The organism is Halorubrum sp. 2020YC2 (assembly GCF_018623055.1).
Taxonomy (GTDB): domain Archaea; phylum Halobacteriota; class Halobacteria; order Halobacteriales; family Haloferacaceae; genus Halorubrum.
In genome coordinates, this window is record NZ_CP076019.1 from 965,049 (window position 1) to 979,795 (window position 14,747).

12 protein-coding genes and 2 pseudogenes are annotated in these 14,747 nt (G+C 70.9%); 6 read left to right on the forward strand and 8 right to left on the reverse strand.

Going from position 1 to position 14,747, the window contains the following annotated elements:
- Both KI388_RS04755 and KI388_RS04760 read left to right on the forward strand, forming a co-directional pair.
- Entirely contained in the window at positions 1-2,583 is a 2,583-nt protein-coding gene (locus KI388_RS04755; protein WP_215088226.1) for a PD-(D/E)XK nuclease family protein, read from the forward strand.
- On the forward strand, positions 2,580-5,465 hold the full coding sequence (locus KI388_RS04760) for an ATP-dependent DNA helicase (protein WP_215088227.1): 2,886 nt from the start codon (positions 2,580-2,582) through the stop codon (positions 5,463-5,465). The genes KI388_RS04755 and KI388_RS04760 overlap by 4 nt, the downstream gene beginning before the upstream one ends.
- Before the next feature lie 14 nt (positions 5,466-5,479).
- Here KI388_RS04760 and KI388_RS04765 read toward each other — a convergent pair whose 3' ends face one another.
- The 4 genes and pseudogenes from KI388_RS04765 to KI388_RS15245 form a co-directional block, all read right to left on the reverse strand.
- Positions 5,480-6,244 carry a response regulator receiver protein gene (locus KI388_RS04765; protein ID WP_215088228.1) on the reverse strand — a complete coding sequence of 255 codons (765 nt, stop codon included), beginning with the start codon at positions 6,242-6,244 and terminating at the stop codon, positions 5,480-5,482.
- 48 nt (positions 6,245-6,292) lie between these two features.
- The gene (locus KI388_RS15235; protein ID WP_321169313.1) at positions 6,293-7,288 is read right to left on the reverse strand and encodes a PAS domain S-box protein; all 996 of its coding nucleotides are present in this window, start codon (positions 7,286-7,288) and stop codon (positions 6,293-6,295) included.
- 405 nt (positions 7,289-7,693) lie between these two features.
- Positions 7,694-7,888, reverse strand: a pseudogene (locus KI388_RS15240) (PAS domain-containing protein); the annotation flags it as partial.
- Positions 7,889-7,948: 60 nt separating this feature from the next.
- On the reverse strand, positions 7,949-8,392 hold the full coding sequence (locus KI388_RS15245) for a hypothetical protein (RefSeq protein WP_251133211.1): 444 nt from the start codon (positions 8,390-8,392) through the stop codon (positions 7,949-7,951).
- A gap of 213 nt (positions 8,393-8,605) precedes the next feature.
- On the opposite strand from KI388_RS15245, the gene KI388_RS04775 reads away from it, so the two are divergent.
- A complete protein-coding gene (locus KI388_RS04775) occupies positions 8,606-9,973 on the forward strand; it encodes an MFS transporter (RefSeq protein ID WP_215088229.1) in 1,368 nt (455 codons plus the stop codon).
- A gap of 14 nt (positions 9,974-9,987) precedes the next feature.
- Here KI388_RS04775 and KI388_RS04780 read toward each other — a convergent pair whose 3' ends face one another.
- The gene (locus KI388_RS04780; RefSeq protein WP_215088230.1) at positions 9,988-11,097 is read right to left on the reverse strand and encodes a radical SAM protein; all 1,110 of its coding nucleotides are present in this window, start codon (positions 11,095-11,097) and stop codon (positions 9,988-9,990) included.
- A 128-nt stretch (positions 11,098-11,225) separates the two neighbouring features.
- On the opposite strand from KI388_RS04780, the gene KI388_RS04785 reads away from it, so the two are divergent.
- On the forward strand, positions 11,226-12,116 hold the full coding sequence (locus KI388_RS04785; RefSeq protein WP_215088231.1) for a DMT family transporter: 891 nt from the start codon (positions 11,226-11,228) through the stop codon (positions 12,114-12,116).
- 112 nt (positions 12,117-12,228) lie between these two features.
- Here the strand turns inward: KI388_RS04785 and KI388_RS04790 are convergent, their stop codons facing one another.
- Complete coding sequence (locus tag KI388_RS04790; protein ID WP_215088232.1) at positions 12,229-12,639, reverse strand: DUF2249 domain-containing protein; 411 nt, start codon at positions 12,637-12,639, stop codon at positions 12,229-12,231.
- Between KI388_RS04790 and KI388_RS04795 the strand changes: the two genes are divergently transcribed.
- Positions 12,638-13,378, forward strand: coding sequence for a helix-turn-helix domain-containing protein (locus KI388_RS04795; protein WP_215088233.1), 741 nt, complete (start codon positions 12,638-12,640; stop codon positions 13,376-13,378). The two genes, KI388_RS04790 and KI388_RS04795, sit on opposite strands and share 2 nt — an antisense overlap.
- A 148-nt stretch (positions 13,379-13,526) precedes the next feature.
- Here the strand turns inward: KI388_RS04795 and KI388_RS04800 are convergent.
- Both KI388_RS04800 and KI388_RS04805 read right to left on the reverse strand, forming a co-directional pair.
- Positions 13,527-13,727 (reverse strand): annotated as a pseudogene (locus KI388_RS04800) (DUF2249 domain-containing protein); the annotation flags it as partial.
- A 111-nt stretch (positions 13,728-13,838) separates the two neighbouring features.
- Positions 13,839-14,204, reverse strand: coding sequence for a hypothetical protein (locus KI388_RS04805; RefSeq protein ID WP_215088234.1), 366 nt, complete (start codon positions 14,202-14,204; stop codon positions 13,839-13,841).
- A gap of 123 nt (positions 14,205-14,327) precedes the next feature.
- Here KI388_RS04805 and KI388_RS04810 point away from each other — a divergent pair, with 123 nt between their 5' ends.
- Positions 14,328-14,720: a DUF5830 family protein gene (locus tag KI388_RS04810; RefSeq protein WP_215088235.1), complete on the forward strand. Its 393-nt coding sequence runs from the start codon at positions 14,328-14,330 to the stop codon at positions 14,718-14,720.
- Positions 14,721-14,747 lie beyond the last annotated feature (27 nt).

Consider the following 14,747-nt stretch of genomic DNA (forward strand, 5'->3'; position numbering starts at 1 on the left):
GTGCCTATTCGGAGAGCGAAACGCGCGGAGTCACTCTACGCGGAAGTCGCGGACTACGACCTCGTCGTGGCTCCCGACGCCGCGCTCGCGAGCGCGATCAATCGCCGCCTCGACCGCCCTCACTTCGGGACGTTCGCGACGACGCCGCGCCGCCTCGCGGCCGGCCGGCGCGAGCAGGCGGAGGACCGCCGCGCGTTCCTCAGGCTGGTCGCGGAGACCGACCGCGACTGGAAGTCGATCGCGTACGCCGTCGGGAACGTGCTCCAGTGTTGGGAACATCGGGGTCGCCTCGACGCGATCTTGGACTACGACGCCTACGTCGACGACGCGACCCGCGAGGTCGTCGACGTCATGCGAACCCTCCGAACGACGTCGAAGCGGCTCAGCGAGTACTCGGTCGACGACGACCTATCCGTCGCCGTCGTCGGCTACGATCAGCTGACCGCCCTGGAGCGCAACGTCCTCCCGGACGCGTTCGACCGCGTCGAGCTGTTCGCCGACGAGGCGTTCGACCGCCCGCCGTTCCACGTCTTCGAGTCGGAGACAGACGTCGTCGCCGCGCTCCTCGACGCGGTCTCGGCGCGCAACGCCGACCGCGTCGCGGTCGTGCTCGACGGCGGGAGCCGGTACTCCTCGCTCGTCGAGTCCGCGCTCGAAGCGGCGGACGTCCCCTTCTACGGCGGCCCGGGATTTGCCGACGACCCGCACCACAGGGCGTTCCTCCGGCTCCTCAGGCTCGGCTTCCGCGGCTCCGAGACGACCGTCGACGACGTCCGCCCGCTGCTCGCGCGGCTGGGCGTCGACGCGCCGGTGGCCGACGGCGACCGTCGCTTGGAGGCGGTCGACGCGCCCGAGGTGGCGTGGCTGCGGACGTTCCGCGACGACGTCGCGGACATGACGTTCGCGGGGGCGATCGACGCGTACGCGAGCGAGGCGGGCGTCGAACTGGAGCGCTTCGACGAGGAGCTTCGGGAACTCGGTCTCGCCGGCGAGCCGGTGACGGAGGGCGCGGTCGACCGGCTCGCCTACTACCTCCAGACGTACGAGGTCCCCGTCGACAGGGACAACGAGGGCGTCCTCCTCGCGGACGCGAAGTCGTCCGCCTACGTGGATCGGCCCGTCGTCTTCCACCTCGGGATGGGCGAGGGGTGGACCCACTCGGCCCCGCAGCGCCCGTGGGTGGACACCGAGGCGCAGTTCGACCGCTACGTGCGAGACTTCCAGCGCCTGCTCCAGAGCGGCGACCGCCGGTACTACCTCGTCCGGGACGCGGCCGGCGGGGAGCCGGTCACGCCCTGCCTGTACCTCGGGGACCTCCTCGACGAGGAGTTCGAGCGGTTCAGCGACCTCGACTCGGTCGAACACCGACGGCGACGGCACTCGGACGGCGGCGGCTTCGACCGCCGACCGCTCGGCGTCGACGCCGAGTCTGTCGAGACGCTCAGTCAGTCCGCGCTCAACAGCTACGTCAACAGCCCGCGCGACTACCTCTTCGGACGCCTCCTCGACTCTCCCGACCGCGAGCGGTTCGTGGAGGGGAACCTCTTCCACGACTTCGCGGAGTTCTGCGTCAACCACCCCGACGTCGTCGCCGAGGCCGACACCGACGACCTCGTCGACGCCATGCTCGGGGAGACCGAGGCGTTCTTCGACGCCGCGGACGAGACGCTCCGCCGCCGGAAGTACCGCATCGGGCTGGAACTGATCGCGGAGTACCTCGACGAGAACGCGCCGGAGTCGGACGAGTTCCTCACGCCGGCGTCGGGGTGGGGGACGAACTTCTTCGCGGAGCGCTTCGACGAGCCGGTCGACTCCCCGCTCACCGAGCGCTGGTTCGAGGACGACGCCCTCGGCGTCAAGGGGAAGATAGACCTCGTGCGCTCACCCGCCCAGCTCCTCGATTACAAGAGCGGGCGCAGGAAGCGGCCCTCGCAGGTCGTCGCGGGCGCGGCGACCGATCCGCCGGCGGACGCGCCGAACTTTCAGACGGCGCTGTACCTGACCTACTACCGGACGCTCCGGCCCGACGAGCGGCTGGAGTTCACGTTCTTCCACTTCCTCGAGCCGATGGACGACGTGATCGCTGGCGACGCCGACCTCGACGACGCGCTCGCGACCGTCACCTACCACCCCTCCTCGTTCGACGAGTACGTCGGCTCCCGAGAGGCGTACGAGACGCTGCTCGACGGCTACAACGACTGCCGGGAGACGTTCGACGACCTCGGCTACGCGGCCTACGAGGAGGTCGTGACCGACCTGTCGTTCCCCGAGACGACGGACCGAGACGAGCTACGCGCCTCCGCGTTCGCCGAGCGGTTCGCGGCCGCCGTCGACGCGAGAACGGCCGACGGCGTCGACGCCGAGAAGGGCGCGGATCAGGCGATCCGGGCGCTCAACGGCGTCCGCAGGCGGGCGTTCTTCCGGGAGGACTTGGACGCGTTCGAGTCGTTCGTCGACGAGCGCCTCGAAGAGGTGAACCGCCGGCGGGCGGGCGAGGAGCGCTTCCCGGTCGACGGGCTCGGCGGCGAGCCGAACTACCGGCGGGTGGACAACCGCGACCTGCTGTTGAGGGGGGACCGATGACCGACCCGACGCCGAACGACCGACAGCGGGAGCTGATCGAGAACACCGAGGGGACGTACCTCGTCGACGCCGGCCCGGGGACGGGGAAGACGTTTGCCGTCGCCCGCCGGTACGGACGGATCGTCGACCGCCCCGAGGTGGAGCCGGAGGACGTGCTGCTCGCGACGTTCACGCGCAGCGCCGCGACGGAGATGAGAGAGCGGATCGTCGACCGCAGCGCGTACGGGCTGCGGGAGCTGGCCGACGCGCCGATCCGGACGTTCCACTCGCACTGTCACGACGTGCTGCGGGAGCACGGCCACGCCGCCCCGACGCACCTCGGCCTCGACGAGCGGATCACGGGCTCGACGCGGCTCGTCGACGACGAGCTGATCGAGGCCGAGCGGTTCCGGGAGTTCTTCGGCGCGTTCCGGGACGACCACCCGGAGCACGCCGCGTTCTATCGGGTCCTCCCCGAGCCGGGCGAGCTGCTCGGCCTGATTCGAGAGCTCGCCTCGAAGGGGATTTTCCCCACGACCGACGGCTGGTACCGGGACGGGGAAGCGCACCTCGACGGCGACTTCGAGGCGTTCGAGGAGCTGTTCGACGCCGCGAACCGCCCCCGCAACGACGGCCGGAAGCAGTCTGAACTGCGCGAGGACCTGAGCGGCTTCGGGCGGGACAAGGCGTACCCGCCGGACGCGCCCTCGAAGTCGGAGCTACGCGGCGGCCGCGGGACGAAGCGGCTCGACGACGACGTGGCGCGGGAGGCGTTCCGCGAGGACCGGTCGGATCTCAAGGCGTTCGTCCACGACGCGTACGTCGAGTACCTCCGGTTCGCGCTGCGCCGCAACTACCTCACCTTCGGCTTCCTCCAGCTGTTCGCGTTCGTGCTCCTCCGCGAGAACCCGCGGGTCCGCGAGGCGGCGCAGTTCGAGTACGTCATGGTCGACGAGTTCCAGGACACGAGCGAGATCCAGTTCAAGCTCGCGCTGCTCCTCTCGGGGGCGGACAACTTCTGTGCCGTCGGGGACTGGAAGCAGAGCATCTACTCGTTCCAGTACGCGGACGTGCGCAACATCCTCGAGTTCGAGGAGCGGCTGGAGCGGTTCACCGCGGACCTCAACGACGACGCCGAGCGGGTCGAACTCGACGGGAGCGACCTCACGCGGATCGAGCTGCGGGAGAACTACCGGTCGACGGCGTCGGTCATCGACCTCTCCGAGCGGGCCATCGCGGCGCCGGCGACCGGCGGGGAGGACGTCGACGCCCCGCTCGACGACGTCGTCGAGCTCTCCGCGAACGCGGCCTTCGACAACACGGTCGTCGAGGGGATCCGGCACGAGGACGAACACGAGGCCGTCCTCTCGAAGGTGCAAGACATCGTCGGTGACGACGACTACGCGGTCGAGGGCGAGGACGGCGAGCCGCGCCCGCCCGAGTACGGGGACGTCGCGGTGTTCACGCGGACGCGGGACTACGGCCGCGAGCTCCTCGACGTCGCCGCCGAGTGCGACTTCCCGTTGGCCTACGACGGCGGGGTCGAGCTGTTCCGGACGGACCCGGCGAAGCTGCTGCTCGCGTGGCTCCGGATCTTGGAGTCGGACGCCGACCGCGGCTGGGCGGTCGTCCTCGAACGGGCCGGGTACGCGTTCGACGAGATCGACCGCGTCTTGGAGACGGGGTCGTACCCCGACGACCCGGCCGCGTTCCGGGACGCGCTCCGCGAGTTGGAGTCGGTCGGCGCGGTCGCGCGCCGCGTCCTCGACCGCTACGGGTTCGCGGGCGACACCGCGGACGTGCTCCTCCACACGGTCCAGTCGGTCCACGACTCGACGACCGCCACCCGCGGCGACGTGATCCGGTTCATCGAGCGCGGTATCGAGACCGGGAGCACGGTCGACGTGAGCGCGAGCGCGGGCGACGACGCGGTGACGGTCCAGACGATTCACACGGCGAAGGGGCTGGAGTATCCCATCGTCGTCATGGCGAACATGAACGACGGGAGCTTCCCGCCCCGGGCCGGCGGCTCGGATGTCATCGAGTACCGAGACCCGGTCGGGCTCCGACGGCGGAAGCGCTACGCCGAGGCGCGGGAGTACCCCCACGTGTACGACGACTGGCGTCACGACGTCATCCGGCGCTGCCTGCCGCGGGGGTACGACGAGGAGCGCCGGCTGCTCTACGTCGCGGTCTCGCGGGCGGAGAGCCACGTCGTGTTCGCGGCCGGCGAGGAGCCGAACGCGTTCCTCGACGCGCTGCCGGTCGCCGTCGAAGAAGTCGAGCCGGACGTCGAGCCGTTCGAGCGCGACGAGCCGGCCGACGCGGAGTCACCGTTCGCGGTGACGGAGCCGGACGGGCCCATCGGTCACACCCCGCACTCGCTGATGGACGACTCGGTGTTCGACGAGACCGGCGAGCGGACCGAGACCGGTCCCGAGACGGAGCCGGAGACGCGGGGGATGGACTTCGGCTCGCGCGTTCACGACTTCGCGGAGGCGTACGCGCTCGGCGACGACGTGACGCCCTCGAACGACCACGAGCGGCGGGTCGTCGAACTGCTCGACGGCCTGTCGGGCGAGCTACACGTCGAGGAGCCGGTGACGCTCCCGATCGACGTCGACGGCCGCCGCGTCACTGTCTCGGGGATCGCGGACCTCGTCCGCGAGACGGCCGACCGGGTCGAGGTGATAGACTACAAGACCGACTCGACGCGGCGCGCGCAGTCGGAGTACGAAAAGCAGCTCAGCGTCTACTACCACGTCCTCGACGAGTGGTTCGACGGCAAAGAAGTCGAGACGAGCCTGTTCTACACGAGCGACGGGACGCGCGAACGGGTCGAGCCGCTCTCGATCGACGAACTGCGGGAGCTCGTCCGCGACGCCGAGGCGCGGAGCGACTGACGCCCCCGTTCCGTTCAGCGCCTGAAGGAGCTGACGTGTCGGTGGTTCGGGTCCGCGCGCATGTCCACGTGGCCGCAGCTGACGCACCGCCAGACGTACGCCCCGAGCTTCGCGGCCGCGTCGCCGCCGTCCACCGACTCGCTCCAGTCCTGTCCGCATCGAGCACACTCGTCGGGCCGGTACTTGCTCTCGACCGACCTCCCGGCGTCGTCGTCGGTGACCTCCGGGACGGCGATCGACTCCGCGACGGCGCGGACGTCCGCGTCGCTCATCCGGGGTCGGATCCCGTTCAGGTACTCCTGTAGCCGCTCAGCCCGGCTCAGGAGCCGCTCGTACCGCTCCTTGTCGTCCGGGTCCTCGTCGGCCCGCCACTCGTACGTCGATATCAGGGCCGTGGTGCGGTAGTACCGGTCGAGCAACAGGTGATAGTTCGCCCGGTACGACAGCGTCTCGACGCACTCAGTGAGGTCCGCCTCGAACACCGGCCGTTCGAGGACGCGGTCGTACGCCGACCGCGAGCCGTCGTCGGACCGCGTTCGGATCCCGATCACCCGGCAGTGGGACGCCTCCGATCCGACCCGTTCGAGGACCGGCTCCGGCCCCTCCTCCCCGAAGGCGTCGTCCAGCACGAGGACCGCGACCCCGGCGTCGAACGACTCGACGAACTGCGCGGTCGTCAGCGCGCGCCGTGCGTCGTAGTCGTCGAGCCAGAGCCCGTAGAGGTCGCCCCGCGTCCTGTTCGTCTCGCAGACGACCACCGTCGACACCGGAAGCTCCACGGGGATCAGCCTCCGACCCGAGCGGGACCGACTCGCGGTCCCCTCATCTCATTCGTCCCGTCCGGCGTTCGCGGACGAATCGCGCATCGATTCGGAGAGGCGTCGCGGCTCGACCGAGAAGGAGTGAACGGTCGCGAGGTCGTCGACGAGCGAGACGGCGGTCTCCACGGACCGCTCCGCCCGGCGGATCTCCGCCTCCGGCTCGTCGTCGGTCGCGGCGTTCAGGCGTTCCTTCGCCTCTCGGAGCGGGACGCCGAGGTCCTCGGCGAGCACCTCGCCGAACTCCGTCAGGTGCCGCTCGATCTCCTGTTCGTGCTCCTTCGACTCGGTCACGTCCTGAACGAAGCTGACGGCGTGGGTCGCCTCGCCGTCGCCGTCGACGACCGGGGCGACCGCCACCCGCCCCCAGAAGGGCGTCCCGTCTCCCCGGTGGAGGACGAGGGTCTCCGAGCCGCGCTCGCCCGCCTCGACCGCCGACGCTATCTCCCGGACGCGGTCCGGGTCGGCGTCGTCGCCGCCGAGCACCGACAGGCTCTCGCCGGCCACCGAGTCGCCGTCGTGGCCGGTGATCGCTTCGAACGCGTCGTTCACGTAGGCGATCGGACTCCCCGGCTCGGTCGTCTCGTGGATCGCGATGCCGACCGGCGCCGTCTCGACGGCGCGGTTCTTCAGCCGGAGCTCCCGCTCCCGGCGCTTCCGCACCGTGATGTCGCTCGCGATCCCGACGACGCGTGTCAGTTCGCCGTCCTCGTAAACGCCGGACGACCGGTCGTGGACCCACCGGACCTCCCCGTCCGGGCGGACCACCCGGTACGTCTCCTCGTACCCGTCCGGGTCCTCGCGCTGCGCTTCCAGAGCCGCCTTGACGCGCTCGCGGTCGTCGGGATGTATCGCCTCGACGAACGACGTGGGATCCTCCCCGAGCGTTTCCGGGGGACGTCCCCATATCTCCTCGTAGGCGTCGCTGACGAAGTCCATCGACTCCTTGTCGGGCGTGGACATCCAGATGACCTCGCCGGCGCTCGCCCGAATCTGGTCGAGCATCGCCGCTCGCTCCTCGCGCTCCGTCACGTCGAGCGCGAGCCCGACCACCCGGGCGACGGTCCCCGTCTCGTCCAGCGCCGGCTGAAGCCACGCCTCGAAGGTCGAGTCGGAGACGTCGACGAAGGCGTGGGCGGACTCGCCGTCGAGGGCGGCCTCGACCTTCCGGCGTATCTCGGGGTGGCCGGCGAACGCCTCCCCGATCGCGTCCCCGGGCGCGATCGGGCGCCCGAGCCGCCGCGAGAGGGTCTCGCCGCGGACCGTCGATATCTCCCCGTCGGCCTCGACCTCGAACAGCGTCAGCGGCGCGTTGTCCGCGATGGTCTCGACGGCCTGCCGGAGTCGCACCAGCCGTTCCCTGCGCTCGCGTCGCTCGATCAGGTCGCGGCCGATACCGACGATTTCCCGCGATCCGTCGGGTTCAGTCACGAGGGCTCCCGTGTACTCTACCGGAACGGTCTCGCCGTCCTTCGCGACCAATTCCGCCTCGACGACGGCGCTACCGGTCTCCAACACCGTTTCGATCGCGTCGGCTACCCTGCCCATGTCGGCGCCGGCGAAGAGCTCCAGCGCGTGCATCCCCTCTAACTCCCCGTCGTCGTAGCCGGTGACCTCGCGGAAGCGGTCGTTCCATCGCGTGAGCGCGCCGTCCGCGTCGAGAGCCTAAAACGAGTCGTCGATCGCGTCGAGGAGCGGCTCCGTCGACTCCGAGACGAGCGACGACTCGACGGGGGCCGTCGCGACCGCGTCCATCCGACGGGCGAGGAGCGTCGTCTCGTCGACGCCCTCCCGGCGAACGAACACGTCCGCCGCGCCGGCCGCGAGCGCGTCGTCGACGCCGGCGGCGTCCGGCACGACCGCGAGCGAGGGCGCCTCGGGGAGCGCCTCCCGGACCGCGACGAGCGGTTCGACGCCGGACTCGGGAGGGAGTTCGCAGACGACCAGCCGCACGTCGGTCAGGTCCGTGGCGGCGACGGCGGCCGCCTCGTCGAAGGACGCGACGCGTTCGGGCCCCGCGACGGCCGTTAACTCCGCGGCCGCCCGCCGGACCCAGTCCGCGTCGGATCCGACGTGAACCACTTCGTCCCGCTCTCTCCGTCGGTTCATACTGGATCGAACCGAGTAACGCGTAAAAGCGTACGCCGCAAATTATCAAAAATAAGTCCGCTCCGACGCGGCGGGGGACGGAACCGACCTCGCTCCGACGAAGTGGATTTTTGCCGACGCGAGACCGACGACGCGTATGGCCGCCGCCACCGCGCCGCCCGCACCGCTCGGAGCCGACGACCGTGCCCGCTCGACGACGCCGAAGAAGGCCCCATGAGCGGCGACGGGGACGGCGCCGGCGGCGCGGAGGAGTCCGGGGCGCTGGACGCGTTCCGCCGGTTCTTCGCGTTAGAGCGGGACGTGTTCGTCCTATCGGTCGCGATGTTCGCGTACAGCTTAGGCTTCCAGATGACGAACCGCTTTCTCCCGGAGTACATGGTCGCGCTCGGGGCATCGGGGTTCGTCGTCGGCCTGTTCGGCACGTTCGGCAACGTCATCTCCGCGCTGTACCCGTACCCCGGCGGCGCCGTCTCGGACCGGATCGGGTCGCGGTACGCGCTCACCGTCTTCGGCCTGCTGTCGACGCTCGGCTTCCTCGTCTGGCTGGTCGCGCCCGGAATTGGCGCGATAACCGTCGCCGGGGTCACCGTTGAGCCGTGGGTCTGGATCTTCGTCGGTCTCGTCCTCGCGCAGGCGTGGAAGTCGTTCGGGCTCGGCGCGACGTTCGCGGTGGTCAAGCAGGCGACCGACCCCTCGCGGCTGGCGGCGGGGTTCGCCAGCACGGAGACGTTCCGGCGGACGGCGTTCCTCGTCGGGCCGGTGTTGGCCGCCGTGCTCATCGGGCTGCGCGCCGAGTTCACCGTAAGCTTCCAGTTCGTCCTCGCGGTCGCGGTGGGCTTCGGCGTCCTCGGGACCCTCGTCCAGCACGTCCGCTACGACGCGAGCGGGGACTCCCTCGGGGACTCGTTCGCGGGGCTCGATCGGATCCGGCGGGACCTCCGCGAGATGCCCGAGCCGCTCCGGCCGCTGCTCGTCGGCGACACGCTCGTCCGGTTCGCGAACGGGATGGTGTACGTGTTCTTCGTCCTCGTCGTCACCCAGTTCTTCGAGGTCGGCCTCGACACCACCGTCGCGCTCGCCGGGTTCTCGTACGACGTGAGCCTCTCGCCGCAGGCCTTTTTCGGCTACCTCCTCGGCGTCGAGATGCTCGTCGCGCTGCTGATCATGGTCCCCGCGTCGAAGCTCGCGGAGCGGGTCGGACTGAAGCCGGTCGTCGCCGTCGGGTTCGCCGTCTACGCCGTCTTCCCCGTCGTCTTGATCTACGCGCCGGCGCTGGCCGGCCCCGTGCTGCCGCTGTCGGCGGTGATGATCGCCGTCTTCGCGTTCTCCGGCCTCCGGTTCGCCGGGTTACCGTCGCACAAGGCGCTGATCGTCGGCCCGGCCGAGAGCGGCTCGGGCGGCCGCGTCACCGGGACGTACTACCTGCTCCGGAACGCGGTCGTGATCCCGAGCGCGGCGGTCGGCGGCTACCTGTGGGACTTCGTCAGCCCGGAGGTCGCGTTCACCGTCGCGGCGGTCATCGGCGTCGCCGGCACGGGCTACTTCCTCGCGTTCGGGCAGGAGTTCGAGGCGTACGCCTGACCCGTTTTCCGGCCTCAGTCCGCCGGCTCCGAACGCTCGCCGTCCCCGCCTCCGGCTCGCTGCCGCTCCGGGAGCGGCCCGTCGTACCCCTCGGGGACGTACGGGCACAGCGGGTCGCTGCCGGTCGGGTCGCCCGTGACCGCGCACGCCCGCGACCGACTCCCCCCGCAGACGTGCCGGTACTCGCAGGCGCCGCACTTCCCCGAGAACCCGTCGGGGTCGCGGAGCGACTCGAAGAGGTCGGAGTTCCGGTAGACGTCGACGACGGACCGCTCGCGGACGTCGCCGGCCGACTCGGGGAGGAAGCCGGACGGGTACACCTCGCCCGTGTGGCTGACGAACGCGAAGCCGCGCCCGGCCGTGACCCCGCCCCGCCGCCGGGCGGCGCCGTCGGTCTCGCCCGCCTCCGCCCGCTGGATTCCGACGCGGCGGTAGAACGGCGCCTCGGTAGTCTTGACGCCGAACCGCTCTTCCTCGGACACCTCGTGGAGCCACGCCATGGCGTCCTCGGCGCGCTCGGGGGAGACGGGGTCGAGGACGCGGCCGCGACCCACCGGGACGAGGAAGAAGACGCTCCAGAGGACGGCGCCGAGGTCGCGGACGCGGTCGCGGATCGCGGGGAGGTCGTCGACGGTGTCGGCGCAGACGGTGGTGTTGACCTGAAGCGGGATTCCCGCGCCGCGGGCGGCGCGAGCGGCCGCGACCGTGTCTGCGAAGCTCTCCTCGCCGCGGAACGCGTCGTGGCGCTCGCGGGTCGAGCCGTCGAGGCTGAGCGCCATCCGCGCGACCCCGGCGTCCCCGAGGTCGCGGACGCGCTCCGGCGTGAGGGACCGGGTCCCGCTCGGCGTGATCGTCATCCGGAGCCCGCGGTCGTCGCCGTGCGCGACCAGCTCCGTGAGGTCGTCGCGCGCGAGTGGGTCGCCCCCGGAGAGGACGACCAGCTGGCCGTCACCGAACGCGGCGGCGTCTTCGAGCAGTCGCTTCCCCTCCGCGGTCGTCAGCTCGTCGGGGTGTCGCCGCGGCTTCGCGTCGGCCCGGCAGTGCCGACACGCGAGCCCGCAGGCCTGCGTGACCTCCCAGACGAGGACCAGCGGCCGCCGGTCGGTGTCGAGGTCGTCGAACATCGCGTACGCCCGGCTACGCTCCCGATCCGTTTGGGGTCGTTCCCGAACGTGTTCCCCCCGAGGGAGCGGCGGGCGGGTGCCGGGGCGGTTCGACGGGTATTTCGCCGGCGGCGGCGACCTCCCCGTGAATGAGTCGCTACCGGACGGCCGGCCGCTTCCTGTTGCTGTGTGCCGTCTGGGGAACGGCGTTCATGGCGACGGACGTCGGCCTCGCGGACCTCCCCGCGGTCCCGTTCGCAGCCGTGCGATTCGACGTCGCCGCCGTGCTGCTGTTCGCCGCCGTCCTCGCCTCCGGCGTGGACGTCCGCCCCCGGACCCGCGACGACTACGTTTACGTGCTCGTCGGTGGAGCCCTCACCATCGGCGCCCACCACGCGTTCCTCTTCGCCGGCCAGCGGTACGTTACTGGGGGCGTCGCCGCCGTGCTGTTGGGGCTCGTCCCCGTGGTGACGCCCGCGCTCACGGGGCTCGTCTCCACCGACGAGGAGTTCACCGCCGCGACCGCGCTCGGCGTCGCGCTCGGGTTCGTCGGCGTCGTCGTCATCGCGGATCCCGACCCCGCGAACCTCGCGGACAGCGTCCTCGGCGTCGCGCTCGTGTTCGCGTCCGCGCTCGCGTTCGCCGTCGCCGCAGTCGTCACGCACAGCCGATCGCCGTCGATGCCGTTCCTCTCCACACAAGCGTGGATGATGGCTGTCGGCGCGGCGGTACTCCACGCCGCCGTGCTCGCGCTCCCCGGGCAGTCGTTCGCGACCGCCGCGTGGACCCCGTCCGCGCTCGGCGCCGTCGCGTACCTCTCTGCGGTCGCCGGCGTCGGCGGCTTCCTGCTGTACTTCACGCTCCTCGACGACCTCGGCCCTATCGAAATGAGCTTCATCGAGTACGTGATTCCCGTGTTCGCGGCGCTGGCGGGCTGGATCGTACTCGGACAGGAAGTGACTCCGGCGACCGTCGTCGGGTTCGCGTTCATTCTGGCGGGGTTCGTCGCCGCGAAGTGGCGGGCGCTGCGCGGGACGTAGCGGCACCCGGATGCGACCGACGCGTTCGACGCCGTTCCGAATCCTGCGCGTGACGCGTCGGAACCGGTGGGCGAGGCGACAACAGGTCTCAGTAATTCAAAACGCTCGGTAGTTACGTCGCGGTCGCGTCGTTCGCGCCCGCGTCGCCCTCGCCGGCCCGCTCGTCCGAAACCGTCTCCTCGCCGTCGGCCGGCCAGATGGCCGTCACGGCCGCGTCGGTCGCGTCCGTCTCGACCTCCGCGTGCGCGAACCCGCGGTCCTCCAGCCGGGGGAAGAGGAACTGCGGGGTCCGGTCGTTGTACTGGACCAACACGTCCTCGTCGCCGAGCGTCTCGACGCGTTCGAGCGTCTCGCGCAGCGGCTTCGGCGGCCCGAGGTTCCGGACGTCGAGGGAGACGGTCTTCCCCCCGGTCGGGGCGTCCGTCCGCTCTGTCACCGCCCGTTCGACCGCCGCCGGATCGCCGGGTACGGAGCTCATGTTTCGACGAACGGACCCGATCCCCGGGTCGTTTCGTGCGAACATGTTCCGACGAGCGCGGAGCCGAAGGTACTTCCACGCCGGGCGCCGAATCGGCGGTATGGCACAGGCACGCCTCCGCGTAGACATCCCGGACGGCCCGTGGGTCGGTGACGTCTCGCGGGAGTTCCCGGACGCGCGGTTCCAGGTACTGACCGCGACGCCGGACGACGGCGCAGGGTTCGCGCTGGTCCGGATCACCGCGGACGACACCGACCCGATCCTCGACGCGGTCGAGGACCACGACACGATCACGCACACCTCGGTAATGGCCGAGGACGACGGGATGGTGACCGTTCAGGTCGAGGCGCTCGTCCCGCTCCTCCAGATGGTCGCGCGCAAGGCGGGGGTCCCCATCGAGATGCCGGTCGAGATCCGCGACGGCGTCGCCCGCGTCGACGTCACCGGCGACCACGAGCGCGTCGCGGAGTTCGGTGACGCGCTGCGCGACGTGGGCGCCGACTTCGAGGTCGAGTACGTCCAACAGCGCGTCAACCCCGGCGGGTCGCTCACGGAGCGCCAGCGCGAGGTCCTCTTCGAGGCGGTCGACCGCGGCTACTACGACGTGCCCCGAGAGACAACGCTCACCGAGGTGGCCGACCACGTCGGCATCGCGAAGTCGACCTGTAGCGAGGTGCTGCAACGCGTCGAGCGCACCATCGTCCGGGAGTTCGTCGACGACCTCCCGCGCCGCCCGGTCGACTTCGAGTCGCCAGAGGACGACGGCATCGAGCGGATTCAGTAGCGGCGACCGAAGGAGTCCCGAGCGGTCGCCGCACGCGACCGACCCTGACGGTCCACGTCGGCGCCGGCACGGACACCTCGACCGACTACTACCTCGGGCGGGGCACGCCCGCCCTCGACGACGACGGCGAGGTGGTGGCCGTGTACGACCGCTCCGGCCCCTCGTGCTCGACCGCGTACGCCTCGTCGTCGAACGCGGGGACCTCGGCCGACAGCTCGTAGTAGAGCGGCTTCGGGTCGTGGTCGTTGACTACCGTGAGCGACTCGCCAGGCTCCAGGTCGTCGAACGCGTCGTGGATCCGGCCGTGCCGCTCGTTCGGGGGAATCTCCCTGACGTCGAGTTCGGACATCGTACCTCCCCGTCGACGCTACAGCCGGATGTCGGGCGACACGAACACGTTCGGGACGACGGCGAACGGACGCCGTCGGCGGGACGACATCCGGTGCCTCACTCCCGTTCCTCAGGAGAGCCACAGCAGCCGCAGGTTGCTCGCGGTGAGGTAGGTCCCCGTCGCCGTGAGCAGTACCGGCGGGAAGTAGTACAGCAGGCCGTCCCCCTCGCGAGCGCCCTCGACGCTGATCCAGAGCATGACGAGGTAGACGGCGATCTTCAGCGCCACGAGGCCGGAGAGCCCGAACGACTCCAGCGCGATCCGCACGACCGGATTCGCCTCCGCTATCGTCGGGACGTACCGGAGGAAGGCGATAGTGGAGACGACGTCCCCGACCCCGTACGTCGCGGTCGCCGCGATCCACAGCCAGTAGAACTCGTTCGGCCGGCTCCGGTAGGCGGGGCGGCGGCGGGACCGGTCGCTGGATCTGGCCACGGCGGAACGTGTCGGCCGACGGACGTGAGTCTGCCGGTTCGCGGCGCCCCGGGGACAAGCCTCTCCATCCGATCCCGGCCGCCATCCAGCCGACTTAAGAGGGGTCGCGCCGTCTCGCCGGGCGTGACGGAGCCGTCGACCCGCGAGGAGAAGCTGGAGCTCGGCGTGGAGCTGCTGGCCCACCTCGAACGCGAGGAGCTGGACCTCGCGGCCGCGGTCGACCGGATCGAGACGCTCACCACCAGCCCGGCGCTCACCCGCGACATCCTCGACGCCGCCGAGAAACGCGGAGTCATCGACCGCGAGGGCGCCCGGCTCCGGGTCCGCCGCAACGGGACCTACGTCGAGTACGACAGTCAGGTCGTCGCCCGCGAGGGCGAGTTCGAGTGCCGGCGGTGCGGGACCTCCATCTCGACGGGCCATTTCGTCCAGTTAGACGCCGGCGAACTCGGCCCCTTCGGCTCCTCCTGCGTGCGGAAGGTGACCGGGCGGGAATCGCCCTCGGAGTCGGAGTGAGGAGGTCGACCCGCGCGGCGGCGAGCG